Origin of the sequence: Rugamonas rivuli (genome assembly GCF_009380165.1) — a bacterium.
Classification (GTDB): domain Bacteria; phylum Pseudomonadota; class Gammaproteobacteria; order Burkholderiales; family Burkholderiaceae_D; genus Rugamonas; species Rugamonas rivuli.
On sequence record NZ_WHUF01000002.1, the window covers coordinates 156,042 to 180,157 of the forward strand.

A 24,116-nucleotide genomic window follows, 5' to 3' on the forward strand; every position below is an offset into this window, starting at 1 on the left:
TGTACAGACCGGTCGGTCTGTTGGCAAGCGAAAAAATAGTCCCGGCGCGCCGGGACCATGTTTTTTAAGCCAGCGTGGCTTCGAGGATCTTGACCAGCATCTCGATGCCGTCGGCGTCGGTCTGGTCGAAGCGGTTCGGCAGCGGGCTGTCGAGGTCGAACACGCCGACGATCTCGCCGCCGGCGCCGCGCACCGGCACCACCAGCTCCGAGCGGGAGTTGACGTCGCAGGCGATGTGGCCAGGGAATTCATGCACGTCCGGCACGACGATGGACTTGCCTTCCACCACGGTGGTGCCGCAGACGCCGCGCCCCTTCTTGATGCGGATGCAGGCCGGCTTGCCCTGGAACGGCCCCAGTACCAGCTCGTCGCCCTTGAGGAAGTAGAAGCCGGCCCAGTTCAAGCCCGGCATGCTGTTGAAGACCAGCGAGCTGAAGTTGGCGGTGTTGGCGATCAGGTCGCGCTCGCCGTGCACCAGGCCGGTCAGTTGCGAGCGCAGGTCGTCGAACATGGCGAGCTTGGCGGCGGGAGTGTCGGTGCCGTAGGCGGTGTCGCTGAGGGTGAAAGTCATGATGTTCTTCTAAGAAAAATATGCCGAGGACGATATGGTAGCCGTTTCCGCAGCGGCGCGCTGCGGATCAGCCCAGCGTCTCGGTGGCCAGGCGCCGCAGCAGGGCGGTGGCGGGATGGCCGTCGGCGACGATCAGGCCCAGGCCGGCCGCCAGTTCGTCGCCTTCCTTCAGCTTGCGGTAGGACACGCCGCTGCGGCTGATCGCCGCGAACGAGGCCGGCAACAGCGCCATGCCCTTGCCGGCCGCGACATCGCTGAGCAGCACATGATGGTCGTGCGGCTCCAGCAGGAAGCGCGGCGCGAAACCGTGGCGGCGGAACACGGCATGGCTGTGGTCGAAGAAGGCCGGCTGGCGCGCGCGTTCGAACCAGTACACCGGCTGGTCTTGCAGGTCGGCCAGCGACAGGCTGCGGCGTTTGGCCAGCGGATGGCGGCTGGCCAGCGCGACCAGCGTCGGCTGCTTGCCCAGCTGGAGCACGGGCAGGTCGAAGGTCTTGGTCGGCAGCGCGATGATGGCCGCGTCCAGCCGCCGCGCGCGCAGGCGGGCCACCAGGCGCGGCGAGGCGTCGAACACGGTGTCGAGCGGGGCGCCGTCCAGCGTGGCCGTCACGCCGTCGGTGAAGGCGCGGAACAGGTCGGACTCCATCGACGACGTCATGCCCAGCCGCAGCCGCGTGGCCGGCTGGCGTGTCTGCAGCGCCTGCTCGGCCTGCTCCAGCAGCGCCAGGATGCGCAGCGCGCGCGGCAGCAGCTCGGTGGCGGCCGGCGTCAGCGCGACGTGCTGGGTGTCGCGCTCGAACAGGCGCACGCCCAGCCGTTCCTCCAGCTGCCGCACGGCGCGGCTCAGCGGCGGTTGCGTCATGTGCAGCTGCTCGGCGGCCTGGCGGAAGTTCAGGCATTGGGCGACGGCGACGAAGATCTCCAGTGCGTGGGTGTCGAGTTTTCTCATGATACCGAAAAGGTATCACGATTTTGCACATTCCGCGCGCCGCCCATGCTGGCTAGACTCGCCTGCATCGACAAACAAGGAGGTCAGCATGAAAAAATTATCGGGTATTGGCTTGGGCTGCATGGGCATGTCGGAGTTCTACGGTTCCACCGACGACGCGCAATCGCTGGCGACGCTGGAGGCGGCCTACGAGGCGGGCGTCACGCTGTACGACACGGCCGATTCCTACGGCGCCGGCCACAATGAAGAGCTGGTGGGCCGCTTCCTGCGCGGCAAGCGCGAGCATGTCACGCTGGCCACCAAGTTCGGCCTGGTGCGCAAGGCCGGCAGCTACGAGCGCCGCGTCGACAATTCGCCGGCCTACATCCGCGAAGCGTGCGAGGCCTCGCTGCGCCGGCTGAACGTCGAGCATATCGATTTATACTATATACACCGTTTGAACCTGGCGGAGACGCCGCTGGAAGTGTCGATGGAGGCGCTGGCGCAACTGGTCCGCGAGGGCAAGATCGGCGGCATCGGCCTGAGCGAAGTGTCGCCCGCCACCTTGCGCCGCGCCGCCGCCGTGCATCCGGTGGCGGCCGTGCAAAGCGAGTACTCGCTGTGGACGCGCGACCCGGAGGATGGCGTGCTGGAAGCCTGCCGCGAAGTGGGCGCCGTGTTCTGCGCCTACAGCCCGCTGGGCCGCGGCTTCTTGACGGGCAAGGTGATGCCGCTGGAAGAGGGCGATTTCCGCAAGTTCAGTCCGCGCTTCGCCGGGGACAACCTGGCCGCCAACCAGCGCATCGTCGACATCGTGCGCGAGATCGCCGCCGGCAAGGGTTGCACCCCGGCGCAACTGGCGCTGGCCTGGCTGCTGGCGCAGGGCGACGATATCGTGCCCATCCCCGGCACCAAGCGCATCCCGTATTTGCTGGAGAACCTGGGCGCGCTGCGCGTGCAGCTCAGTGGCGAAGAACTGGCGCGCATCGGCGCCGCGCTGCCGCCCGGCATGGCCGTCGGCGAACGCTATCCGCTCGAAGGCATGAAAGGACTCAACTCTTAACGACTCCTGGCGACTCCTAGCCGTTTTCCGTGACACTCCTACGATAGTTGTAGGCAGCCTCCGATGGCGTGCGCGCGCCGCCCGCGATACTCTGGAGTCGGTGCGCTGCGGCCTGTGGACGTGGCGTTTTGTTGACCACTTAAAACGGATTACATATGTCGACCAGAAAAAAGAACGCCGTCCTACCGCGTCAGGGAAAACAGGGAATATCGTCCAGGGAAGAGAAAGCCGCGCCGTGCGGACCGCCGCGCTTGTCGCCGGAAATGGGCGCCATGCTAATGGTGGGCGAGGAGCACATCATCATCAATCAGGAGGTGAACGACAACATCGGTTTCATGGCGGACTACATCGAATCCGTCTGAGTGAAAAATGTAAGAGACATTCGGTTAGCCGACCAACCGGTACCCGGAATGATCCTACGTGGTTGGCTGTCTGCGTCCTATATTGTGCGGCTGGGTCGTGCACTACGATGACTGCTCCTGTGCAGCAAGCAGGATCAGTCAGCGGTAGGCAACGACAGGAGGCAATCATGGCCACTTCCAACCAGGGCGGGGATCAAGGCAGCAAGCAAGGCGACAAATCCGGCAGCCAGCAGAAGGACACCAGCAAGCGCGGTTTCGCTTCGATGGACCCGGCACAGCAACGTGAGATCGCGGCCGAAGGCGGTCGCGCGGCTCACGAGAAAGGCACGGCGCACGAATTCACATCCGAGGAAGCGCGCCGCGCAGGCAGCATGAGCCATAAGAACGATGCCCGCAGCAGCCAGGGCAGCACCGGCAGCAGCGCATCGCAAGGCAGCGGCAGCGGCAGCAAGGGCCGCAACGACGAGGATGAGGATGACAATAGCCGAAGCGGCCGCAGCGGTTCCAGCCGTTCGGGGTCGTCCGGCGGCAGCTCCAAATCCTGATCGATAGCATGACGGGGCAGTTCAGCTGCCCCTTTTTTTACAGGCAGATCGTCGTGTGGCGCCCGGGCTGCGTCGGCGCGCGGCCGCTGAGGGCGGCCCTGGCCAGCTGGAACAGCTGCTTCATCCTGCCTGCGCCCGCATCCCAGTACTCGGCGCTCTGGATGCGTACCCGGATCAAGGCGAGGTGCGGATCGTCCAGCCCGCCGGGGAACCAGCCGCGCACCATCGGGTTCCATAGCTCGCGCGCCTTGGCCCTGTCCTTCAGCAGATAGGCCCGACCGGCCACCGACAGGTACAGGCTCTCGGCCGGGTTGGAAAAACTGACATTGACGCCGGGATGGCGCTCCAGGTCGCCCGCGAAGTCGGCTTCGTCGGACGTGAAAAACCATAGATTGCCTTCGTTGTCGATCTGCTGCGCGGTCAGCGGACGGCTGCTGATCTGTTCGTCTTCGCCAGCCGTGGTGAACATGCCGAAGCGCACATCCTTGATCTTGGCGGCGAGGGTGTTGATTTGTTCCTGAGTATAGAGCGGCATGATGCGCCTCCATGATGGTCGTGGACGGTCAGCCCCAGCTTAACCCGCCTGCGCCGCGCTCACCGTGCGCGACTTCACCCAGATTTACATTGTCGATACACGATGGCGATTGACTTCGCAAATGATAATCATTATCATCTGCGTTTATCCCATTGAAGGAAAGCCCTTGAGCGCCCAAGCCGCAGCCTCCACCCGCAACGCCAGCCGTGCCGTTTGGCTCAAGCATCTGCACCAATGGCACTGGGTCAGTTCGGCGATGTGCCTGATGGGCATGTTCTTGTTCAGCATCACCGGCATCACCCTGAACCACTCGTCGCAGATCGAGGCCAAGCCGGCCGTCGTGCGCCAGCAGGCCATCGTGCCGGCCACGCTGACGGCGCAGCTGCGCGCCTACGCCTCCGAGCACGACGGCGACAAGCAGCCGCTGCCGGCCGCCGCCGAGCAATGGCTGCTCGCCACCTGGAAGGTACAGGCCGGCGGCCGCGCCGCCGAGTGGGCCGCCGATGAAGTCTACCTGCCGCTGCCCAAGGCCGGCGGCGACGCCTGGGTGCGCATCGCGCTGGAAGACGGCGCTGCCGAATTCGAAAACACCGACCGCGGCTGGGTCTCCTGGCTCAACGACGTGCACAAGGGCCGCAACACCGGCACGGCCTGGAACTGGTTCATCGATATCTTCGCCGGCGCCTGCCTGGTGTTCTGCATCACCGGCCTGCTGATCCTGAAATTCCACGCGGCCAACCGCCCGTTCACCTGGCCGATGGTGGGCCTGGGCGTCCTGATTCCGTTTGTCATCGCACTGCTGTTCATTCATTAATCTCACGACAGGTACTCCATGAAACTACGCTATTCCATCGCACTCAGCCTGCCTCTGGCCAGTGCCTCGGCCATGGGCGCCGATCTGGCCCTCAAACTCGAAGTGCCGCAACTGAACGTGGCGGAGTACCACCGCCCCTACATCGCGGCCTGGCTGGAAAACGCAGACCAGAAAGTGGTGGCCAACCTGGCCGTGCTGTACGACACCAAGAAGAAGGACAACGCCGGCACCAAGTGGCTTAAGGACATCCGCCAATGGTGGCGCAAGAGTGGCCGCGATCTGGAAATGCCGATGGATGGCGTGAGCGGCGCGACCAAGGCGCCGGGCGAACAGTCGCTGAGCTTCCCGGGCGCGAAAGCCACGCTGGACAAGCTGCCGGCCGGCCAGTACACGCTGGTGGTGGAAGCCGCGCGCGAAGCCGGCGGCCGCGAAGCGGTCAAGGTGCCGCTGCAATGGCCGCCGAAGTCGGCGCAGAACGTGAGCGGCCAGGGCAAGGAAGAGCTGGGCGCCGTGGTAGTCCAACTCAAACCTTAAGGCTTGTCCATGAAACTGTATAAATCGTTTATCGCCTTGGCGCTGGCCGGCCTGTCCCTGAGCGCGCAGGCGCACAAGCCGTGGCTGCTGCCGTCGTCGACCATTGTCGAAGGCAAGGAAGCCTGGGTGACCGTGGATGCCGCCATTTCCGAAGGTCTGTTCGATATCGATCACCAGCCGCTGAAGCTGGACGGCATCGTCATCACCGGCCCGGACGGCGGCAAGCTGGCCATGGAAAACGTCGGCAACGGCAAGCTGCGCAACACCTTCGACGTCAAGCTGCCGAAGCCGGGCACTTACCGCATCGCGCTGGTGTCGCAGAGCGTGATGGGCAGCTACAAGGACAAGGCCGGCGAGATGAAGCGCTTCCGCGGCACCGAGGAATCGCTGGCCAAGGATGTGCCGGCCGACGCCACCGATGTCAAGCTGACGCGCACGCAGGGCCGGCTGGAGACTTTCGTTTCGACCGGCACGCCGGACATGGCGGTGTTCAAGCCGACCGGCGTCGGCCTGGAGCTGGTGCCGGTGACGCATCCCAACGATATGCGTGCGGGCGAGAAGGCTACCTGGCGCTTCCTGTTGGACGGCAAGCCTGCGGCCAACCAGGGCTTCAGCCTGATCCCGGGCGGCGTGCGCTATCGCGGCACGCTGGGCGAGATCCGCAAGAACACCGACGCCAACGGCGAAGCGACGTTCGAGCTGCCGGCTGCGGGCATGTATCTGGTCAGCAGCGCCTGGCCGGCCGCCGCGCCGCAGGTGCCGGGCCAGCCGCCGCAGATGGCGCCGCGTCGCGTGACCTACGCGGCGACGGTAGAAATCCTGCCGCAGTAAGTTTGTGATGCGTCGTGTCCTGTTGCCGCATGTGGTGTCCGACGAGCCGGCGCCCGCCGACGGCGTGATCCGCGATTTCGGCGGCCGCAGCATGGGCACCAGCTGGTCGGTGCGGCTGGTGGCCGCGCCTGGCGGCGATTGCGCCGAGTTGCAGCAAAGTCTGCAGCAAGGTCTGCAACAGCAGCTGGACGCGGTGGTGGCCGAGATGAGCCACTGGGAACAGGACTCCGACCTGGGCCGTTTCAACCGCGCCGAGGCGGGCAGCTGGCGTCAGCTGCCGCCGGCGTTTTTCGATGTGCTGGCGTTTGCGATGGAGGTGGCGCGTGCCTCGGGCGGCGCCTACGATCCTTGCGCCGGCGAACTGGTGAACCTGTGGGGCTTCGGCCCGCACGGCAGGTTCGACCAGCCCGATTTCGTGCCGCCTGCCGACGCGCAGATCGCCGCCGTGCGCGCAGCGCTGGCCGCGCATCCGGTGGTGCTGGAGCGCGACGGCCGCCGCGCCTTGCAGCCGGGCGGCGTGCAGCTGGATTTGTCGGCCGTGGCCAAGGGCTACAGCGTCGACCGGCTGGCGTATTTTTTGAAGTCGCAGGGCTATGCGCACTACCTGGTCGAAGTCGGCGGCGAGCTGCGCGGCGCTGGCGTCAAGCCGGACGGCCAGCCGTGGTGGGTGGCGCTGGAGCAGGTGGCCGATGAGGCCGCTCCGCCGCTGGATGAACTGGTGCTTGCCCTGCACGGTCTGTCGGTAGCGACCTCGGGCGACTACCGCCGCTATTTCCAATCGAACGGCCAGCGCTATTCCCACACCATCGACCCGCGCAATGGCATGCCGATCGCCAATGATCTCGCCTCCGTCACCGTGGTCCATCCGCAATGCATGGCCGCCGACGCCTGGTCCACCGCCTTGACGGTGCTGGGCTGCGAGCACGGCCTGCGTCTGGCCGAACAGCAAGGCCTGGCGGCGCGCTTCGTCGCCCGCCATCGCGACGGCGGTTTTACCGAACACATGAGTACCCATTTACGCAGCATGCTCGACGAATGATCTGGACCAACGACCCCACCCGATTGATGCTGGTAGCCAGCCTGGCGATGAGCTATGCGCTGGTCTGCCTGGCGCCGTATCTGCGCACGCGCCGCAAGCACCTGGCCGCGCAGCGCGCCAAGGCCGAGGCGGCCGCGAACCCGGGCTGGATCGTCGCCTACGCCAGCCAGACCGGCAACGCCGAGGAGCTGGCCGGACAAACGCTGGCGACGCTGCGGCTGGCCGGCATCCCGGCGCAGCTGAGCGAACTGTCGGCGTTGCAGGACGAGGATCTGCAACGCGCCGAGCGCATCCTGTTCCTGGTCAGCACCTACGGCGAGGGCGACGCGCCCGATGCCGCCGCCGCCTTTGCCGGCCGCCTGATGACCAGGGGCCTGGCGCTGCCGCACTTGCATTACGCCGTGCTGGCGCTGGGCGACAGCGCCTACGCCCAGTTCTGCGGCTTCGGCCGCGCGCTGGATGCATGGCTGCAGGAGCAGGGCGCGCAAAGCCTGTTTCCCCGCGTTGAGGTGAACCGCAGTTCGGCCGAGGCCATCGGCGCCTGGCGCCAGCAGCTCAGCCATCTGGCCGGCACCAGCGATGCGCCGGACTGGGGCGCACCGGCCTTCACGCCGTGGCGCCTGGCCGCGCGCGTGCTGCTCAATCCGGGCAGCGCCGGCGCCCCGGTCTACCACCTGGAACTGGAACCGCAGGACGGCGCGCTGCCGGCCTGGGAATCGGGCGACCTGGTGCAGGCCGCCGCGCCGTCCGATGCCGAGCGCGCCCGCGAATACTCGATCGCTTCGATACCGGCCGACGGTCGCGTGCACCTGCTGGTGCGCCTGCACACGCATGCGGACGGCAGCCACGGCGCCGCCTCGGGCTGGCTGACGCAGCAGGCCGAGGTCGGCCAGACGGTGCAGCTGCGGCTGCGCCAGCACCGCCGTTTCCGGCTGGAAGACAATCTGCAACGGCCGCTGATCCTGATCGGCAACGGCAGCGGCATCGCCGGCCTGCGCGGCCACCTGAAGGCGCGGACAGCGGCAGGCAGGGCGCGCAACTGGCTGCTGTTCGGCGAGCGCAATGAAGCTCACGATTACCACTATCGCGAGGAACTGGCGACCTGGCAGTTGCACGGCAAGCTGGAAAAACTGGACATGGTGTTCTCGCGCGACCAGCCGCAGCGGCGCTACGTGCAGGACCGCCTGGCCGAGCAGGCGGACACGGTGCGCGCCTGGGTCGCGGCCGGCGCCGCCATCTATGTGTGCGGCAGCCTGGACGGCATGGCGGCCGGCGTCGACGCCGCCCTGGCCGCCGCGCTGGGCCGCGATGCGCTCAACCAACTGGCCGCCGCCGGCCGCTACCGGCGCGACGTTTATTGATGTTTTATTACAACGCACCAACTCAGTGCAAATTCACAAGTTCTGATAGTATTAAAATATTACGTTTTATCCATTATAAATTTTCCGCATATTGAAATAAAATTTTGTAATTTTGCGTAAATTTCGAACTTGTGAGGTTTGTTCTTTATTTGCTTCAATAATGTATCAAATTGTAGTCCCAGCCCCGATAATTCTGTTATCGAAGAGCAATGTTGATGGTGTTGCCCTCGATTTCTATGTTTTTATTCGGGAGTTTGAATGGTATTGCAAGAAAAAATCGGCGTACGCTCCGTGCGCATCGCTTTGAGCGTGCTGACCGGCACGGTACTGATCGCTGGCCAGGCCTTTGCAGACGAGGCTATCCAGAAAGTTGAAATCACCGGTTCGAGCATCAAGCGCATCGCCGTCGAAGGCGCACTGCCTGTGCAGCGCCTGTCGCAGGAACAAATCGCCAAGACCGGCGCCACCACCGTTGCCGACCTGATCCAGTCGCTGCCGGCCATGCAGGGCTTCAGCATCGCCGCCACCGCCGCCGGTTCGAACTCGGGCGGTATCGTCTCGGCCTCGATCCACAACATCGGCGAGAGCTACACCCTGGTCCTGCTGGACGGCCGCCGCATCGCGCCGACCGGCTCGGGCAGCACCATCAACCTGAATTCCATCCCGATGAGCGCGGTTGAGCGCGTCGAGATCCTGACCGACGGCGCTTCCGCCCTGTACGGTTCGGACGCGATCGCCGGCGTGATCAACTTCATCCTGAAGAAAAACGCCCAAGGCGGCACCATCGACGCCACCTGGTCGCAGCCGACCGCCGGCCGTCCAGGCCAGTCGTACAACACCAACCTGACCTATGGCTTCGGCGATCTGCAGGAAGACCGCTTCAACATCCTGGCGACCTACCGCCACGACGAGCAGAGCCCGGTCAAGGCGACCGACCGCTCGTTCGCGTCGACTTCCTACATCCCGTTCAACTACAACGGCCACAACTACATCTACGACCGCACCAGCCCTGCGGCGGCACCGGCCAACGTCGGCGTTACTTTCGGCAACGGCATGGCGCCGATCGGCTTCAGCCCTTACCTGATGAAGAACGGCAGCTGCCCGCAGCAGACCTACCTGAGCCTGAACAACACGGCCGACACCCGCAACTGCTCGTTCGACTCCACCCCGGCCGTGGAAATCTCGCCGCAGAACAAGCGTGACAGCTTCTTCTCCAAGGCCCAGTACAAGGCCAGCGACGATATCACCGTGTTCGCCGAAGTGGCCCTGTCGCGCCTGGACCTGACCGCGCGCATCGCCCAGAACATCGCGCCGTTCACCATCGCGCCGGGTTCGGACCGCTACAACACCTACGTGCTGCCTTACCTGACCGCCGAGCAGGCCGCCAACGTCAAGCAAGTGTCGGGCAGCTACCGCACCTACGACTGGGGCACCCGCAACAGCCAGACCGTGACCGACGCCCAGCACTTGGTGGTGGGCGCCGACGGCGAGATCGGCGCCTGGAGCTTCGGCACCGGCCTGACCTGGTCGCGCAACAAGCTCGACGAGCGTTATGTGGGCGGCTATGCGCTGACCAAGGAATTCAAGGACATGTTGGCCACCAACGCCTTCAATCCGTTCGCACCGATCGGCGCCCAGAGCGACGCCACCAAGGCGCAGATCGCCAACTCGATCTTCCACGGTTCGGTACGCGAAGCATCGACCACGCTCAAGGGCGTGGACGCGCACGGTTCGCGTGAAGTGTTCACGCTGCCTGGCGGCGCCGCCAACCTGGGTATCGGCGCCGACTACCGCGAGTACGCTTACCAGCAGACGCCATCGGCTGATGCTGTCGGCGGCAAGATCTACAACCTGACCGCACAGCCTGCCTACGACATGAAGCGTGCGTCGTACGGCGTGTTCGGCGAGCTGCTGGCGCCTGTGACCAAGGAGCTGGAAGTGAGCCTGGCTGGCCGTTACGACAGCATCGCCGGCGTCGACAACCTGCTGGCTCACCGCAAGATGGGCGAGACCCAGTCGGCCAGCACCTACAAGGTGTCGGCACGCTGGCAGCCGGTCAAGACCGTGCTGGTGCGCGGCTCCTACGGCACCGGCTTCAAGGCGCCTAGCATGCTGGACATCGGCCAGCCGCTGGTCAGCGCCGGCGTGACGCAGAACAGCTACGCTTGCCCATTCCCTAACACCGACATGTGCCGTCCAGGCAATGTGCAGTACAACCTGCTGTCCGGTGGTAACGAGAACCTGAAGCCTGAGCGTTCCAAGCAGTACTCGATCGGTTTCCGCGTCGAGCCTAACGCGTCGTTCTCGTTCGGCGCCGACCTGTGGGATGTGAAGATCAGCGACGCCGTGTCGTCGATCAGCGAGCAGCAGATCTTTGCCGCTCCGGGCAAGTTCCGCGACCTGTTCACCACCTTCACCGAACCGTCGACCGGCAACACCTACTGGGCGATGAAGAGCCTGTCGATCAACATCGGCAAGACGCACAACCAGGGTATCGACTACGACATGGTCGGCCGCCAGAAGTTCTCGTTCGGTCAGCTGACCGCCAACCTGAACGGCACCTACCTGATGAAGTCGGACTACACCCGTCCGGGCACCGATGGCGACTGGACCAGCGACATGAACTTCTTCGGCATCGACAACAAGGTAGCGTTCCGCCACATCGTGCGCGCCGCGCTGACGCTGGACACCGGCAAGGTCAGCAACACGCTGAGCGCCAACTACCGCAACGGCTACCAGGATGCACAGGCCACCGTGCGTAACGTCGACACCGGCAAGGACGAGAGCATCCGTCTGTGGGTGCCGTCGTACCTGACGATCGACTGGCAGGGCAAGCTGGCGCTGAGCAAGACCGCGTCGATCCGCATGGGCGTGAAGAACTTGCTGGACCGTGAACCGCCGCTGTCGCTGCGCGCTTCGTCGGGCCACCAGGTCGGCTTCGACCCGCGCTACACGGACCAACTGGGCCGCTCGGTCTACCTGACCGGCACCATGGCGTTCTAAGCGCTTGATCCTGTAAGTAAAAAAGCCCTGACCGGTCGTTCTGGTCAGGGCTTTTTTTATTCGGCGCTGGCTTGTTCCAATCCGCGCGCCAAACTGGAGATGCTGGGGTTGTCGATGAACACGCAGCGCTTGCCGGTGCGCTTGCAGTAATCCTTGACCCGCCAGTAGGCGCTGTGGCTGATGCAGCCGGTCTGGCAGATCACCAGGTCGGCCGCCGCCAGGCTGGCGTCGAGGCGGTTGGCGTTGTCCTCCAGGCCGCCGTCGTGGTGGGCGAACTGCGCGCCTTCGCGCTCGATCAGCTCGCGGTAGGTGGCGACGTTGCCGCTGCGTCCGCCCACGCACAGCACGGCGCGGTCGTTCAGGCTGAGCGGCATCTTCATGACGTGCTCGACGATCTGGCGCGTCTCTTCCTGCACCGGTTCGGCCGCCGTCTGCAGCTTGGCCAGTTCGAGCTTGAGCTCGTTGATCTGGTTGCGCATGGCGCGTTCGCGCTCTTCCATCTGCCCCAGGCGCTCGGCCAGCTTGGCGCGGCTTTCCAGGCCGGGGATGGACTCGCGCAACTGCTCCAGCTCGACTTTCAGCGAATCGATCAGGCTGTCCTTGCCGACCGACTGCGCGCGCAGCTGCATCAGCTGGGCTGCATGCCGTTCGGCGTCACCGCTCTTGTCCGCCAGCAGGGCCGCGCTGCGTTGCTGCGCCTTGGCCAGGTCATGCGTCAGGCGCGCATTCTCGGCCAGCGTGGCGTTGAACTTGGTGATGTCGGCGCGCACGCAGGCGCCGGCCTGGTGCTGCACCATGTGCAGGTCGCGGCACATCTGTTCTTCCAGCTCGGCATTGCAGCGCGGATGCGTCAGGCCGGCCCAGAAGGCGCCGGCGACGTCGCCGTTGGCCACGGCGGTGCGCCACATGGCGGCGACCTGTTCGGTGGTCTTGGCGGCGCGGAAGCGCAGCAGCACGGCGGCGTAGCGGCGCTCCAGTTCCTTTTGCAGCGCTTCCGACAGGCGGTTGCGGTTGCCGCACTCGGTGACGGCGCCGACGTGCACCTCATAGTCGTCGGCCAGCACCTTGCCGGACGTGACCTTGTCCACCAGCTTGCGCAGCACGCCCAACGGGAAGCCGACGCCGACCAGCGGGCAGTGGCAGGCATGGCCCAGCTCCCACAGCCGGCGGCGGCGCGAGGCGTGCGAGTCTTCCTGCTGCAGCGCGTCCATGACATTGCCGATCACCGGCTTGAGCACTTGCTGTTCGGCGGGGCGGGGTGGGGCGGCGGCGGGCGCCAGCGTGCCGGCCACCTGCGGCATGGCGGCGGCGATGATGGCCGCCAGCGGATCGTGTTTCTCGCACATGGACGGGCTCCTCAGGCGGTGGCCGGCGCGGTACGCGCGCGGGCCATGATGCGGCTGAGGAAGTTGGTCTTTTCCTGCAGGTGCATATTGCGTTCCACCTCGGTGGCCCACTGCTCGGACAGCTGCTGGCAGGTGGCGCTGAGCACCGGCGCCAGGTCCGGCAGGCTGGCCAGCGCTTTCAGGTGGCGTTCGATGACCGAGGCCAGCTTCACGCAGCCGCCGGCGTCGTCGCTGCCGGCCGTGTAATGCGACATCAGATGCAGCACGGCGGACAGCATCAGTTCTGGATTGTGCCCGCCGTGGGAGGGGGCGAGAAAAATCGGATTGCTACGGTCTATGGCCATCAAACGCTCCTGGATTCAGTGGGAGTCTGGCTGGCGATCGCTGGCTTGCTCAAGGGGAGTGCGGGCGCGGCAAGCGCCCGGGTTCACGCACAGTGAACGGCTTACATCATGCGGTCAGGATCAGCTTGTTGAGCTGGGTGATGCGCAGACGGTAAATGCGGCCCGAATGTTCGATCTCGACTTCGCGGCCATCGCCCATCAGGCTGGCGCTGGTGATGCGCTTGGTCGGCACGACGGCCGGCGCGGCCACGAGGGTGGCGGCGTGGGCGTGGGCGGTGATGGCGGGTGGGGTGGCGGGCATGGTCGTAGTCATCTTCTGGGCTCCTTAAATAAGAATGATTCGTATTTGCATTCATTATTGTAGAAGCGCGGAAGGAATGCAAGGGTTATTTCAACGTTATTTAAAAGTTATTTGACGGAGATGCAGGGGGAGCATAAAAAAAGGCCCGGCTGGAGAGACCGGGCCCAAGCTGGGTAAGGCGGCGGGGGCCGCGCGGGGCTTACAACGCAGCTAGCAATTGACCCGGCGTGACGCTGTCGCCACCCTTGGTTTTGGCGGCCGCCAGCTGCTTGGCGCGGGTGCGGGACGGCGGCAGGCGGCGCAGGGTTTTCAGCGCTTCCGGATCCTTGATGCCGATGGTGCGCTGGTCGACGCTGATCAGGCCGATCTCGTTGAAGGCCGACAGCGTGCGGCTGACCGTTTCCAGCGTCAGGCCCAGGTAGCTGCCGATTTCGTGGCGCGTCATGCGCAGGTTGAACAGCTTGCTGGAATACCCCATCTGGGCGAAGCGCTCGGCCAGCGACACCAGGAAGCGCGCCACCCGCGCCTCGGCGCTCAGCGCGCCCAGCATGCCGATCATGGCTTGCTCGCGCACCAGCTCGCGGCTCATGACGCCGTACATCATGTTCTCCAGTTCCAGGTGGACACGTCCCAGCGCCGTCAGCTTTTTGAACGGCAGCAGTATCAGGTCGCAGTCGGACAATGCCACGGCTTCGGAGGAATAGTGGCGAGTGTGGATGCCGTCCACGCCCAGCATGTCGCCCTTCATCGGGAAGCTCAGCACCTGCTCGTTGCCGAACTCGTCGATCAGCACCGTCTTCAGGAAGCCGGAGTTGACGATGTACAGCGTGTCGAAGGGCTGGCCGATGGTGTGGATGCGCTGGCCGGTCTTGAACTGCACGTGCTGGAACAGCAGTTCCTCGGTGGTGATCGAGCACGCCGCCGGGATGTGCAGCAGGTCGCAGACTTCCTTCAGGTTGGACCAGAGCCGCCCTTGACGCTGACGGCCCGCCTCCATCGACGAGGACTGCATGGTCGCGGTGGTGGCCGGGCGAATTTCAGACGTTTGCGTAGACAGCATGTTGATCTCCTGTGTACAGGTATTGCTTTTCGAAAGGACGGGAACGGGGCTGTGCCGCGCTGCTTGGTTTCCTGTTGTGGTGTCGCACGGCATCGTGCTGCCTGTCTGGTGCCGTGCAGCATGAATCGTATGGTTTCAGTATGCCAACGCGGTGGGGAGATAGATATCAGCAATGGCTGAATATGCGCGTAGGAGCCAGCGCAGGCTTGTAGGAGTTGTCCTAACGAGGGACGGGGAGATCAGGTCTTGAAGGGGGATAACAAACGATGAGCCACGGCATATTGCACCATCTCCGACAGCGAACTCATGCCCATCTTCTGCATGATGCGGGTCTTGTGGGTGCTGACCGTCTTGACGCTCAGGTGCAGGCTGTTGGCGATTTCGGTGATGGACTTGCCGGCCACCAGCAGCGAAAACACTTCGAATTCCCGGTCCGACAGCTGTTTATGCAACAGGCTTTCGTTGGGCATCATGATGTTGAGCGCCAGTTGCTCGGCCACCTCGGTGCTGATGTAGGGGCGGCCGGAAGCCACCTTGCGGATCGCGCCGACCAGCTGGGTGCCGGCGCTTTCCTTGGTCAAATAACCCTGGGCGCCGGCGCGGATGGCGCGCACCGCGTACTGTTCCTCTTCGTGCATGGTGAGGATCAGGATGGCAAGCTTGGGCGCCTCCGCCTTGATCTGGCGGATCAGGTCGACCCCGCTGCGGCCGGGCATGGACAAGTCCAGCAGCAGCAGGTCGAACCCGCCCTGGCGCACGTGGCCCAGGACTTCGAAGCCGTCGATGGCCTCGCCTACGATATCGATGTCGGGTGCGCCGTCGAGTATGCGCTTGAGACCTTCGCGCATGATGGTGTGGTCGTCGGCAATGACAATACGAATCATAGTGGTGCTTAAAAAGTGATTAAAAGTAAGTATTCTTATTTTTGAGCTAATCTTGTGATCTTACTACAAAAATGTAACACGTCCGCGCTTTATTTGCTGCCGGGTTCCTTGATCAGGCGATGCACCAGCACCGGTGTTTTGGCGTGCGACAACACCTTGTTGGTCACGCTGCCCAGCAACAGCTGGCCCCAGCCGCTGCGGCCGTGCGAACCCATGAAGATCAGGTCGCAACGGTGTTTTTCCGCCACATCGACGATCTTCAGCGCCGCGCTTTCCGCGAACGCCGTCACCGCCTCGCAGGGCACGCCGCGCTTGGCGCAGGAATCGACCACGTCCTGCGTGTGCTCCTGGCCGGCGCGCAGCATGGCGGCGCGGTATTCGTCCTCGCTGGGGTAGCTGGGCGGGATGATCTCGACGTAGATCGGGTACTGGTACTCGGGCGCCACGAACAGCACCAGTACCTCGGCCTTCATCTGTTCGGCAAAGGCCACCCCGGCGCAGGCGGTTTTGCTGGAAACGGCGGAACCGTCGGTGGTAATCAAGATTTTGCGGTACATGATGAACCTCCTTTTAAAACCAGCTGGCTGCTCTTAATTGTAGTCCCGATTTACATTATTGTTAGTATGGAAAGACTTGATGATTATCAAATAAAAGCAGTTTATCCCGTAGCGCTCGTGTTGGCTTTCATACTTTTTACCTGCTTTTTTTGCACCCGAGCACTACTTTTGTGTCTCAAGGCGTGTTTTGTCGATCTAACCAATGTTAGTATCTCCAAATACAACGAAACTTGGCTTGGACCCGGAGCGCAGGGCAGGCGACCCTACTCCGGGATTGAATAATCTGGCTGCGCCCTGCTACACTCGGGTAAGTGCGTTATATTGCCGAGCGTCATCACAGACAAGCAAGTTTAGGGCAGCAATTTTACAAATTATGGAGAAGCAGGGATTATGACCAACGCCGCTGACGATTTCGACGCATTATTTGATGAAGTGTCTGCTCAGAGCAAGACCGCAGCGCCTGCTCCAGCGCCTGCTCCCGCACCAGCTTCGGCGGAAGACGACCTGGAAAGCCTGTTCGACGAAGTCTCGTCGGCCCGGCCTGCGGATGTCGCGGCTGCCGCGCCCGCCCCAGCGCCCGCGGCCAACGGCGCCGCGCCGGCCGACGGCGCCGAGGCCGAAGACAAGCCGATGTTCGAACGCCTGGGCGGCATCGTCCGCCTGCTGCACGATTCGCTGCGCGAACTGGGCTACGACAAGGCGCTGACCGAGGCTTCGTCGCAGATCAACGACGCCCAGGACCGCCTCGAATACGTCGCCACCCTGACCGAACAAGCCGCCAACAAGGTGCTCAACACTCTGGATGAAGGCATGCCGGAGCAGGATACGCTGTCGAAAAAATCCAAGGACATGGAAAACCGCTGGGCCGACCTGTTCGCAGGCAAGCTGAGTCTGGACCAGTTCAAGCAGCTGGCCGGCGACTCGCAAGCCTTCGCGGTGGCCGTGTCGGCCGCCACCGAGGCCGAAAAAGCCCGTTTGCTGGAAATCATGATGGCCCAGGACTTCCAGGACATCACCGGCCAGCTGATCAAGAAAGTCGTGACCATCACCAAGACGGTGGAGCACGAACTGGCAGAACTGCTGCGCGACAATGCGCCGCCGGCGGTACGCGAGAAAATCGCGCAAAAAGAAGTGTCCCTGATGTCCGGCCCGTCGGCACCTGCCGTCGCGCTGAACCAGGACAATGTCGACGACCTGCTTGCTGACCTGGGATTCTAATGGACGATATGCTCAAGGATTTCGTCGTCGAGGCGATGGATCTTGCGGTCAACGTTGAAGAGCATCTGCTGCGGCTCGAACGCGACCCGGACAACAAAGAGACACTCAATGCGGTGTTCCGTTCCTTCCACACCATCAAGGGCGGCGCCGGTTTCATGGGCCTGCCTGCGCTGGTGGCTGCCTGTCACCTGACCGAGAATCTGTTCGACGCGCTGCGCACCGGCGCCGCGCCGGTCACGCCGATCGCGATCGAGGCGGCGCTGCAAGCGTCGGGCTTCGTGGCCGACCAACTGGCCGAACTGAACAACGGCGCCGAGCCGGACAGCCTGCCGGCCATGCCGAAGGATCTGGAAGTCATCCTGACCGACGCCATCGAAGGCAAGACCACCGCTGCTCCGGCCAAGGCCGCCGCGCCGGCGCCAGCCCCTGCTGCCGCACCGGCTGCTGCCGCTGCTCCGGTCGCAGCGCAAGCCTCGGCCCCGTCGGCCGATGGCCTGGACTGGGAAGGCATGTACGAAGCCGTGATGCCGGCCGGTAGCTACACCAAGCCTGCGGCCTCCGCCGCGGCGCCTGCTGCACAGGCTGCGTCCGCACCTATCCCTGCCGCCGAACTGGCCGCCGTTGTGGCCGCCGTGCACGCCGCCGCCCCGGCATCCTCGCCGGCCAAGCGCGAAGCCGCCGAAAAACGCGAAGAACGTCCGCACGCCGCGCCGGCCAAGGAAGAATCGATCCGCGTCGACGCCGTCAAGCTGGACGCGCTGCTGGAAGTGGCCGGCGAATCGGTGCAGGCCGCCAACCAGGCCGCCGTGCTGCTGGAACGCCTGCTGCAATTCAAATTCGAAGGCCAGGCCCAGACCCTGATGGCCACGCTGGCGGAAACGCTGGAGCGCGCCTCGCGCTACTCCACCGAACTACAACGCGCCACGCTGGCGACCCGCATGCAGCCGGTCGGCCGCCTGTTCCAGAAGTTCCCGCGCCTGGTGCGCGAACTGGCGAAAGACCTGGGCAAGGACGTCGAACTGACCATCGAAGGCGCGGAGACCGAAGTCGACCGCGTGGTGGTGGACAGCCTGTACGATCCGCTGGTGCACATGCTGCGCAACTCGCTGGACCACGGCGTCGAATCGCCGGAAGACCGCCTGGCCGCAGGCAAGCCGGCCAAGTCCTATATTTCGCTCAAAGCATGGCAAGAAGCAAATAGCGTTATGATTGTGCTTCAGGACGACGGCAAAGGCATGGATCCGGTGGTGCTGCGCACCAAGGCCCAGCAAAAAGGCTTGATCTCGGAATCGGTGCAGCTGACCAACGACGAATGCTTCCAGCTGGTATTCTTGCCGGGCTTCTCGACCAAGGAAGTCGCGTCCAGCGTGTCCGGCCGCGGCGTCGGCATGGACGTGGTGAAGACCGCCGTGGAGAAAAACCGCGGCGCCATCCACATCGAATCCGCGCTGGGCAAGGGCACCAAGTTCGCCATCCGCCTGCCGATCGAGTTGTCCATCGTGCCGACCATGCTGGTATCGACCTCGGGTGCCGCGCTGGCGCTGCCGATGGCCGTGGTGCAGCGCGTGGTCGAACTGCCGGAAGTGTTCATGGAAGTGGGCGGCGCGCCGGTGCTGAAAGACCAGGGCCGTCCGCTGCCGGTGCGCTCGCTGGCCGATTCGCTGGGCTACGAGAGCTGCCGCGAGAAGGTGGGTATTGTTGTCGCTGCACCACAGCCGTACATCCTGGCGGTGGAAGCGGTCGACGGCACTGCCGACCTCGTAATTAAACCGATGACCGCGATTACCGTCGAGGGCATTACCGGCACCGCGCGTTCGGCCGAAGGCGAACTGGTGCTAGTGGTGGGCCTATCGTTCCTAATGGACGGATGTCGAGGTAGTGTACGCATGGCGGCCTAGTCTGAGGACTGGGCCAGATAGACCAAAAGCCTGCGTTCACGCAGGCTTTTTTTTATTTGTAGTTTTATTTTCAATACCAAATTTTGCAAAAGGAGTCATAAAAAGTGTATCGGTAGGCGGAACTGCATCGGCTCACGAGGCCGGCCAGCGGCGGCCGCTACCGCATTGCACAATATGGCATAATCGAAGTGGATCACTCACACAGGCAGCAGTAGTTCCCTTGATTGGGTACTCATAAATCATGATGAAGACGCTTTACGACAAACTCTGGGAATCCCACGTGGTCAAGGCCGAGGAAGACGGCACCACGATCTTGTACATCGACCGTCACCTGGTACACGAAGTCACCAGCCCGCAGGCTTTCGACGGCCTGCGCGCCGCCGGCCGCCAGCCGTGGCGCATCTCGGCCAACCTGGCCGTGGCCGACCACAACGTGCCGACCACCTCGCGCGCCGACGGCATCGCCGATCCGGTCTCGCGCCTGCAGGTGGAAACGCTGGACAACAACGCCAAGTCCTACGGCCTGACGTATTTCAACATGAACGACAAGCGCCAGGGTATCGTCCACGTGATCGGGCCCGAGCAGGGCGCGACCTTGCCGGGCATGACGGTGGTCTGCGGCGACTCGCACACGTCCACCCACGGCGCGTTCGGCGCGCTGGCGCACGGCATCGGCACCTCCGAAGTGGAACACGTGCTGGCCACCCAGACGCTGCTGCAAAAGAAATCCAAAGCCATGCTGGTGCAGGTCGACGGCGCGCTGCCGGCCGGCGTCACCGCCAAGGACGTGGTGCTGGCCATCATCGGCAAGATCGGCACCGCCGGCGGCACCGGCTACTGTATCGAGTTCGGTGGTTCGACCATCCGCGCGCTGTCGATGGAAGGCCGGATGACGGTCTGTAATATGGCGATCGAAGCGGGCGCGCGCGCCGGCATCATCGGCGTCGACGACACCACCATCGACTACGTCAAGGGCCGTCCGTTCTCGCCGGCCGGTCCGCACTGGGACCGCGCGGTCGATTACTGGCGCACGCTGCACAGCGACGCCGGCGCCAAATTCGACCTGGTCGTCACGCTCAACGCCGCCGAGATCAAGCCGCAAGTGACCTGGGGCACCTCGCCGGAAATGGTGACGTCCATCGACGGCCGCGTGCCGGATCCGGACCACGAAAAGGACAGCGTCAAGCGCGACGCCATCGAGAAGGCGCTGGTCTACATGAACCTGAAGCCGAACACCGCGATCGAGGACATCCGCATCGACAAGGTCTTCATCGGCTCCTGCACCAACTCGCGCATCGAGGATTTGCGCGCCGCCGCCGACGTGGTGCGCGGCAAGCACCGCGCCTCCAACGTCAAGCTGGCGCTGGTGGTGCCGGGCTCCGGCCTGGTCAAGGCGCAAGCCGAGAAGGAAGGCCTGGACCGCGTGTTCCGCGACGCCGGTTTCGAATGGCGCGAGCCGGGCTGTTCGATGTGCCTGGCGATGAACGCCGACCGCCTGGAACCGGGCGAGCGCTGCGCCTCCACCTCGAACCGCAATTTTGAAGGACGCCAAGGCCAGGGCGGACGCACCCATCTGGTGTCTCCCGCGATGGCAGCGGCAGCCGGTATCGCCGGCCATTTCGTCGACGTACGCAGCCTGCGTTGATTTGACTACACCATAACGAGAAATCCTCATCATGAAAAAACTATTCGCCCTGTCCATCATCGCGCTGATCCTGACCGGCTGCAACACCGTCAACGGCTTCGGCAAGGACGTCAAAAAAGTCGGTGAGTCGCTGGAAGGCGCTTCGACCAAAAAATAAACCGCAGCACGGCGGGCCGCGACGGTCCGCCGTCGCACAACCCGAACGAGAATCATGGACAAATTTACGATCTACGAAGGACTGGTGGCCCCGCTCGACCGCGCCAATGTCGACACCGACGCCATCATTCCGAAGCAATTCCTGAAGTCCATCCACCGCACCGGCTTCGGCCCGAACCTGTTCGACGAGTGGCGCTACCTGGACCACGGCGAACCGGGCCAGGACAACAGCAAGCGTCCGCTCAATCCCGACTTCGTGCTCAACGAAGCACGCTACCAGGGCGCATCGATCCTGCTGGCGCGCAAGAACTTCGGCTGCGGCTCCTCGCGCGAGCACGCGCCGTGGGCGCTGGACCAGTACGGCTTCCGCGCCATCGTCGCGCCTTCGTTCGCCGACATCTTCTTTAACAACTGCTACAAGAGCGGCTTGTTGCCCATCGTATTGCCTGAAGCGCAGGTCGATCACCTGTTCAATGAAGTCAAGGCCTTCCCCGGTTATCGCCTGGTGGTCGACCTTGAACAACAGCGCATCTCCACCAGCAATGGCAGCGTCTCCTATCCCTTCGAGATCGACGCCTTCCGCAAATACTGCCTGATGAACGGGCTCGACGATATCGGCCTGACGCTGCGTCACGCCGACGCTATCCGCGGTTTCGAAGAGCGCCATCTGGCAACCCAACCTTGGTTGGCCAACGTCATCTAATCGAAGAAGAACTATGAAAATCGCTATCCTCCCGGGCGACGGCATCGGCCCGGAAATCGTCGCGCAAGCCGTTAAAGTCCTGAACGTACTGGGCGAAAAATTTGAGCTGGAAAGCGCGCCGGTCGGCGGCGCCGGCTACGCGGCCCACGGCCACCCTCTGCCGGAAGGCACGCTGGCGCTGGCCAAAGCGGCCGACGCGGTGCTGTTCGGCGCCGTCGGCGACTACCAGTACGACACGCTGGAACGCGCGCTGCGTCCGGAGCAGGCGATCCTCGGCCTGCGCAAGCAGCTGGGCCTGTTCGCCAACCTGCGTCCGGCGATCCTGTATCCGGACCTGGCCAACGCCTCGACCCTGAAGCCTGAAGTGGTGTCCGGCCTGGACATCCTGATCATCCGCGAACTGACCGGCGACATCTACTTCGGCCAGCCACGCGGCGTGCGCGAGTGCCCGGACGGCGCCTTCAAGGGCCAGCGCGAAGGCTACGACACCATGCGCTATGCCGAAGGCGAAATCCGCCGCATCGCCCACGTGGCGTTCCAGGCTGCGCAGAAGCGCGGCAAGCGCCTGACCAGCGTGGACAAGGCCAACGTGCTGGAGACCTTCCAGTTCTGGAAAGACATCGTCACCGACGTCCACAAGGAATACCCTGACGTGGCGCTGGAGCATATGTACGTCGACAACGCCGCGATGCAGCTGGTGCGCGCGCCGAAGAAGTTCGACGTCATCGTCACCGGCAATATGTTCGGCGACATCCTGTCCGACCAGGCGGCGATGCTGACCGGTTCGATCGGCATGCTGCCGTCGGCCTCGCTGGACGCCAACAACAAGGGCCTGTACGAGCCGTCGCACGGTTCCGCGCCTGACATCGCCGGCAAGGGCATCGCCAATCCGCTGGCGACCATCCTGTCGGCCGCGATGATGCTGCGCTACTCGCTGAACAAGGCCGAACAGGCCGACCGCATCGAGAACGCCGTCAAGCACGTGCTGTCGCAAGGCCTGCGCACCGCCGACATCTACGAAGCCGGCACCACCAAGGTGGGCACGGAAGAGATGGGCAACGCGGTGGTCAAGGCTTTGGTATAAACGGTATAAATATTTAAGACAAGGAAGAGCAAAATGAAACTCGTAGGCTTGGTAGGTTGGCGCGGCATGGTTGGTTCGGTCCTGATGCAGCGCATGCAGGAAGAGGGCGATTTCGCCCACATCGAACCGGTGTTTTTCACCACCTCGAACCCGGGCGGCGACGCACCGGCGATGGCGAAGAATGAAACCAAACTGAAAAGCGCCACCGACATCGACGAACTGAAAAAGTGCGAGATCATCATCTCGTGCCAGGGCGGCGACTACACCACCGAAGTGTTCCCTAAACTGCGCGCCGCCGGCTGGAACGGCTACTGGATCGACGCCGCCTCCACGCTGCGCATGGAGAAGGACGCCGTCATCGTGCTGGACCCGGTCAACCTGCACGTCATCAAGGACGCGCTGGGCAAGGGCGTGAAGAACTACATCGGCGGCAACTGCACCGTGTCGTGCATGCTGATGGGCCTGGGCGGCCTGTTCCAGCACAACCTGGTCGAGTGGATGACCTCCATGACCTACCAGGCGGCATCGGGCGGCGGCGCCCAGCACATGCGCGAGCTGCTGACCCAGTTCGGCACCATCAACGCATCGGTGAAATCGCTGCTGGACAATCCGGCCGCGGCCATCCTGGAAATCGACCGCCAGGTGCTGACCACCCAGCACGGCCTGAGCGCCGAAGAGACCAAGCAGTTCGGCGCACCGCTGGCCGGCAACCTGATCCCGTGGATCGACAAGGACCTGGGCAACGGCCAGTCGAAGGAAGAATGGAAGGGCGGCGCCGAGACCAACAAGATCCTGGGCCTGGGCGCGGACTTCGGTTCGAAAGCCATCCCTGTCGACGGCCTGTGCGTGCGCATCGGCGCCATGCGCAGCCACTCGCAGGCGCTGACCATCAAGCTGAAGAAAGACGTGCCGATCGACGAGATCCACGACATCATCGCAGCCAACAACCAGTGGGTCAAAGTGGTGCCGAACACGCGTGAAGCGTCGGTCAAGGATCTGTCGCCGGCCGCCGCTACCGGCAGCCTAACGATTCCGGTCGGCCGCCTGCGCAAGATGAGCATGGGCGACGACTACCTGTCGGCCTTCACCGTCGGCGACCAGCTGCTGTGGGGCGCGGCCGAACCGCTGCGCCGCATGCTGCGCATCGTGCTGGACAAGTAACAAGCTCTCGGGCAATTGTTAAAGCAGAAGGGGTTTTCTCTATGAGCTCTCATAGGGGAAATCCCTTTTTTTGGTTTAAAGTAGGCATAGACGTTACACATCCTCATGTATCACTAGAGAAACATCGTGCAAAGCTTGCATGCTCTGGAGCATGATGATATGTTGATATATCT

General features: G+C 63.8%; 25 protein-coding genes. 16 read left to right on the forward strand and 9 right to left on the reverse strand.

All coding sequences use genetic code 11. The features are described from left to right. Window positions 1–64: 64 nt before the first annotated feature. A complete protein-coding gene (locus GEV01_RS05885; RefSeq protein WP_152802581.1) occupies window positions 65–571 on the reverse strand; it encodes a GAF domain-containing protein in 507 nt (168 codons plus the stop codon). A 67-nt stretch (window positions 572–638) separates the two neighbouring features. After that, the gene (locus tag GEV01_RS05890) at window positions 639–1,520 is read right to left on the reverse strand and encodes a LysR family transcriptional regulator (protein ID WP_152802583.1); all 882 of its coding nucleotides are present in this window, start codon (window positions 1,518–1,520) and stop codon (window positions 639–641) included. 88 nt (window positions 1,521–1,608) lie between these two features. Between GEV01_RS05890 and GEV01_RS05895 the strand changes: the two genes are divergently transcribed. The 3 genes from GEV01_RS05895 (at window position 1,609) to GEV01_RS05905 (ending at window position 3,469) form a co-directional block, all read left to right on the forward strand. Next, window positions 1,609–2,562 (forward strand): aldo/keto reductase, encoded by a 954-nt coding sequence (locus GEV01_RS05895; RefSeq protein ID WP_152802585.1) that lies wholly within the window; start codon window positions 1,609–1,611, stop codon window positions 2,560–2,562. Window positions 2,563–2,717: 155 nt separating this feature from the next. Beyond that, complete coding sequence (locus GEV01_RS05900; RefSeq protein WP_152802587.1) at window positions 2,718–2,924, forward strand: hypothetical protein; 207 nt, start codon at window positions 2,718–2,720, stop codon at window positions 2,922–2,924. 167 nt (window positions 2,925–3,091) lie between these two features. Further along, window positions 3,092–3,469: a KGG domain-containing protein gene (locus GEV01_RS05905; protein ID WP_152802589.1), complete on the forward strand. Its 378-nt coding sequence runs from the start codon at window positions 3,092–3,094 to the stop codon at window positions 3,467–3,469. Window positions 3,470–3,506: 37 nt separating this feature from the next. Here the strand turns inward: GEV01_RS05905 and GEV01_RS05910 are convergent, their stop codons facing one another. Further along, the gene (locus GEV01_RS05910; protein ID WP_152802591.1) at window positions 3,507–4,004 is read right to left on the reverse strand and encodes a pyridoxamine 5'-phosphate oxidase family protein; all 498 of its coding nucleotides are present in this window, start codon (window positions 4,002–4,004) and stop codon (window positions 3,507–3,509) included. 166 nt (window positions 4,005–4,170) lie between these two features. On the opposite strand from GEV01_RS05910, the gene GEV01_RS05915 reads away from it, so the two are divergent. From GEV01_RS05915 to GEV01_RS05940, 6 genes are all read left to right on the forward strand, one after another. After that, window positions 4,171–4,818 carry a PepSY-associated TM helix domain-containing protein gene (locus tag GEV01_RS05915; protein WP_152802593.1) on the forward strand — a complete coding sequence of 216 codons (648 nt, stop codon included), beginning with the start codon at window positions 4,171–4,173 and terminating at the stop codon, window positions 4,816–4,818. Window positions 4,819–4,836: 18 nt separating this feature from the next. After that, window positions 4,837–5,352 (forward strand): DUF2271 domain-containing protein, encoded by a 516-nt coding sequence (locus GEV01_RS05920; RefSeq protein WP_008451002.1) that lies wholly within the window; start codon window positions 4,837–4,839, stop codon window positions 5,350–5,352. 9 nt (window positions 5,353–5,361) lie between these two features. Next, window positions 5,362–6,183, forward strand: a complete 822-nt coding sequence (locus tag GEV01_RS05925) for a DUF4198 domain-containing protein (protein WP_152802595.1) — start codon at window positions 5,362–5,364, stop codon at window positions 6,181–6,183. Window positions 6,184–6,190: 7 nt separating this feature from the next. After that, complete coding sequence (locus tag GEV01_RS05930) at window positions 6,191–7,222, forward strand: FAD:protein FMN transferase (protein WP_152803963.1); 1,032 nt, start codon at window positions 6,191–6,193, stop codon at window positions 7,220–7,222. Further along, complete coding sequence (locus tag GEV01_RS05935) at window positions 7,219–8,583, forward strand: sulfite reductase subunit alpha (RefSeq protein WP_152802597.1); 1,365 nt, start codon at window positions 7,219–7,221, stop codon at window positions 8,581–8,583. Before GEV01_RS05930 ends, GEV01_RS05935 begins: the two co-directional genes overlap by 4 nt. Window positions 8,584–8,841: 258 nt before the next feature. Then, complete coding sequence (locus GEV01_RS05940; RefSeq protein ID WP_152802599.1) at window positions 8,842–11,586, forward strand: TonB-dependent receptor; 2,745 nt, start codon at window positions 8,842–8,844, stop codon at window positions 11,584–11,586. 56 nt (window positions 11,587–11,642) lie between these two features. Here GEV01_RS05940 and GEV01_RS05945 read toward each other — a convergent pair whose 3' ends face one another. From GEV01_RS05945 to GEV01_RS05970, 6 genes are all read right to left on the reverse strand, one after another. Continuing rightward, window positions 11,643–12,932, reverse strand: coding sequence for a DUF2325 domain-containing protein (locus tag GEV01_RS05945; RefSeq protein WP_152802601.1), 1,290 nt, complete (start codon window positions 12,930–12,932; stop codon window positions 11,643–11,645). Window positions 12,933–12,943: 11 nt separating this feature from the next. Further along, window positions 12,944–13,276, reverse strand: a complete 333-nt coding sequence (locus tag GEV01_RS05950; RefSeq protein ID WP_008450988.1) for a hypothetical protein — start codon at window positions 13,274–13,276, stop codon at window positions 12,944–12,946. 106 nt (window positions 13,277–13,382) lie between these two features. Next, a complete protein-coding gene (gene hemP / locus GEV01_RS05955) occupies window positions 13,383–13,589 on the reverse strand; it encodes a hemin uptake protein HemP (protein ID WP_008450987.1) in 207 nt (68 codons plus the stop codon). Between the two features lie 187 nt (window positions 13,590–13,776). Then, on the reverse strand, window positions 13,777–14,574 hold the full coding sequence (locus tag GEV01_RS05960) for a Crp/Fnr family transcriptional regulator (protein ID WP_043482248.1): 798 nt from the start codon (window positions 14,572–14,574) through the stop codon (window positions 13,777–13,779). 302 nt (window positions 14,575–14,876) lie between these two features. After that, on the reverse strand, window positions 14,877–15,521 hold the full coding sequence (locus GEV01_RS05965; protein WP_008450985.1) for a response regulator: 645 nt from the start codon (window positions 15,519–15,521) through the stop codon (window positions 14,877–14,879). 89 nt (window positions 15,522–15,610) lie between these two features. Continuing rightward, window positions 15,611–16,078 carry a universal stress protein gene (locus GEV01_RS05970; protein WP_070357812.1) on the reverse strand — a complete coding sequence of 156 codons (468 nt, stop codon included), beginning with the start codon at window positions 16,076–16,078 and terminating at the stop codon, window positions 15,611–15,613. A 390-nt stretch (window positions 16,079–16,468) separates the two neighbouring features. On the opposite strand from GEV01_RS05970, the gene GEV01_RS05975 reads away from it, so the two are divergent. From GEV01_RS05975 to asd, 7 genes are all read left to right on the forward strand, one after another. Then, window positions 16,469–17,296, forward strand: coding sequence for a protein phosphatase CheZ (locus GEV01_RS05975; protein WP_070357811.1), 828 nt, complete (start codon window positions 16,469–16,471; stop codon window positions 17,294–17,296). Then, window positions 17,296–19,194, forward strand: a complete 1,899-nt coding sequence (locus GEV01_RS05980) for a chemotaxis protein CheA (RefSeq protein WP_152802603.1) — start codon at window positions 17,296–17,298, stop codon at window positions 19,192–19,194. The genes GEV01_RS05975 and GEV01_RS05980 overlap by 1 nt, the downstream gene beginning before the upstream one ends. Before the next feature lie 241 nt (window positions 19,195–19,435). After that, a complete protein-coding gene (gene leuC, locus GEV01_RS05985) occupies window positions 19,436–20,839 on the forward strand; it encodes a 3-isopropylmalate dehydratase large subunit (RefSeq protein ID WP_152802605.1) in 1,404 nt (467 codons plus the stop codon). Between the two features lie 31 nt (window positions 20,840–20,870). Continuing rightward, window positions 20,871–20,996 (forward strand): entericidin A/B family lipoprotein, encoded by a 126-nt coding sequence (locus GEV01_RS05990; protein ID WP_008450980.1) that lies wholly within the window; start codon window positions 20,871–20,873, stop codon window positions 20,994–20,996. Window positions 20,997–21,050: 54 nt separating this feature from the next. Continuing rightward, a complete protein-coding gene (leuD, locus tag GEV01_RS05995) occupies window positions 21,051–21,698 on the forward strand; it encodes a 3-isopropylmalate dehydratase small subunit (RefSeq protein WP_152802607.1) in 648 nt (215 codons plus the stop codon). A 13-nt stretch (window positions 21,699–21,711) separates the two neighbouring features. Continuing rightward, the gene (gene leuB / locus GEV01_RS06000) at window positions 21,712–22,782 is read left to right on the forward strand and encodes a 3-isopropylmalate dehydrogenase (RefSeq protein ID WP_152802608.1); all 1,071 of its coding nucleotides are present in this window, start codon (window positions 21,712–21,714) and stop codon (window positions 22,780–22,782) included. 33 nt (window positions 22,783–22,815) lie between these two features. Then, window positions 22,816–23,943 (forward strand): aspartate-semialdehyde dehydrogenase, encoded by a 1,128-nt coding sequence (gene asd, locus GEV01_RS06005; protein ID WP_152802610.1) that lies wholly within the window; start codon window positions 22,816–22,818, stop codon window positions 23,941–23,943. Window positions 23,944–24,116 lie beyond the last annotated feature (173 nt).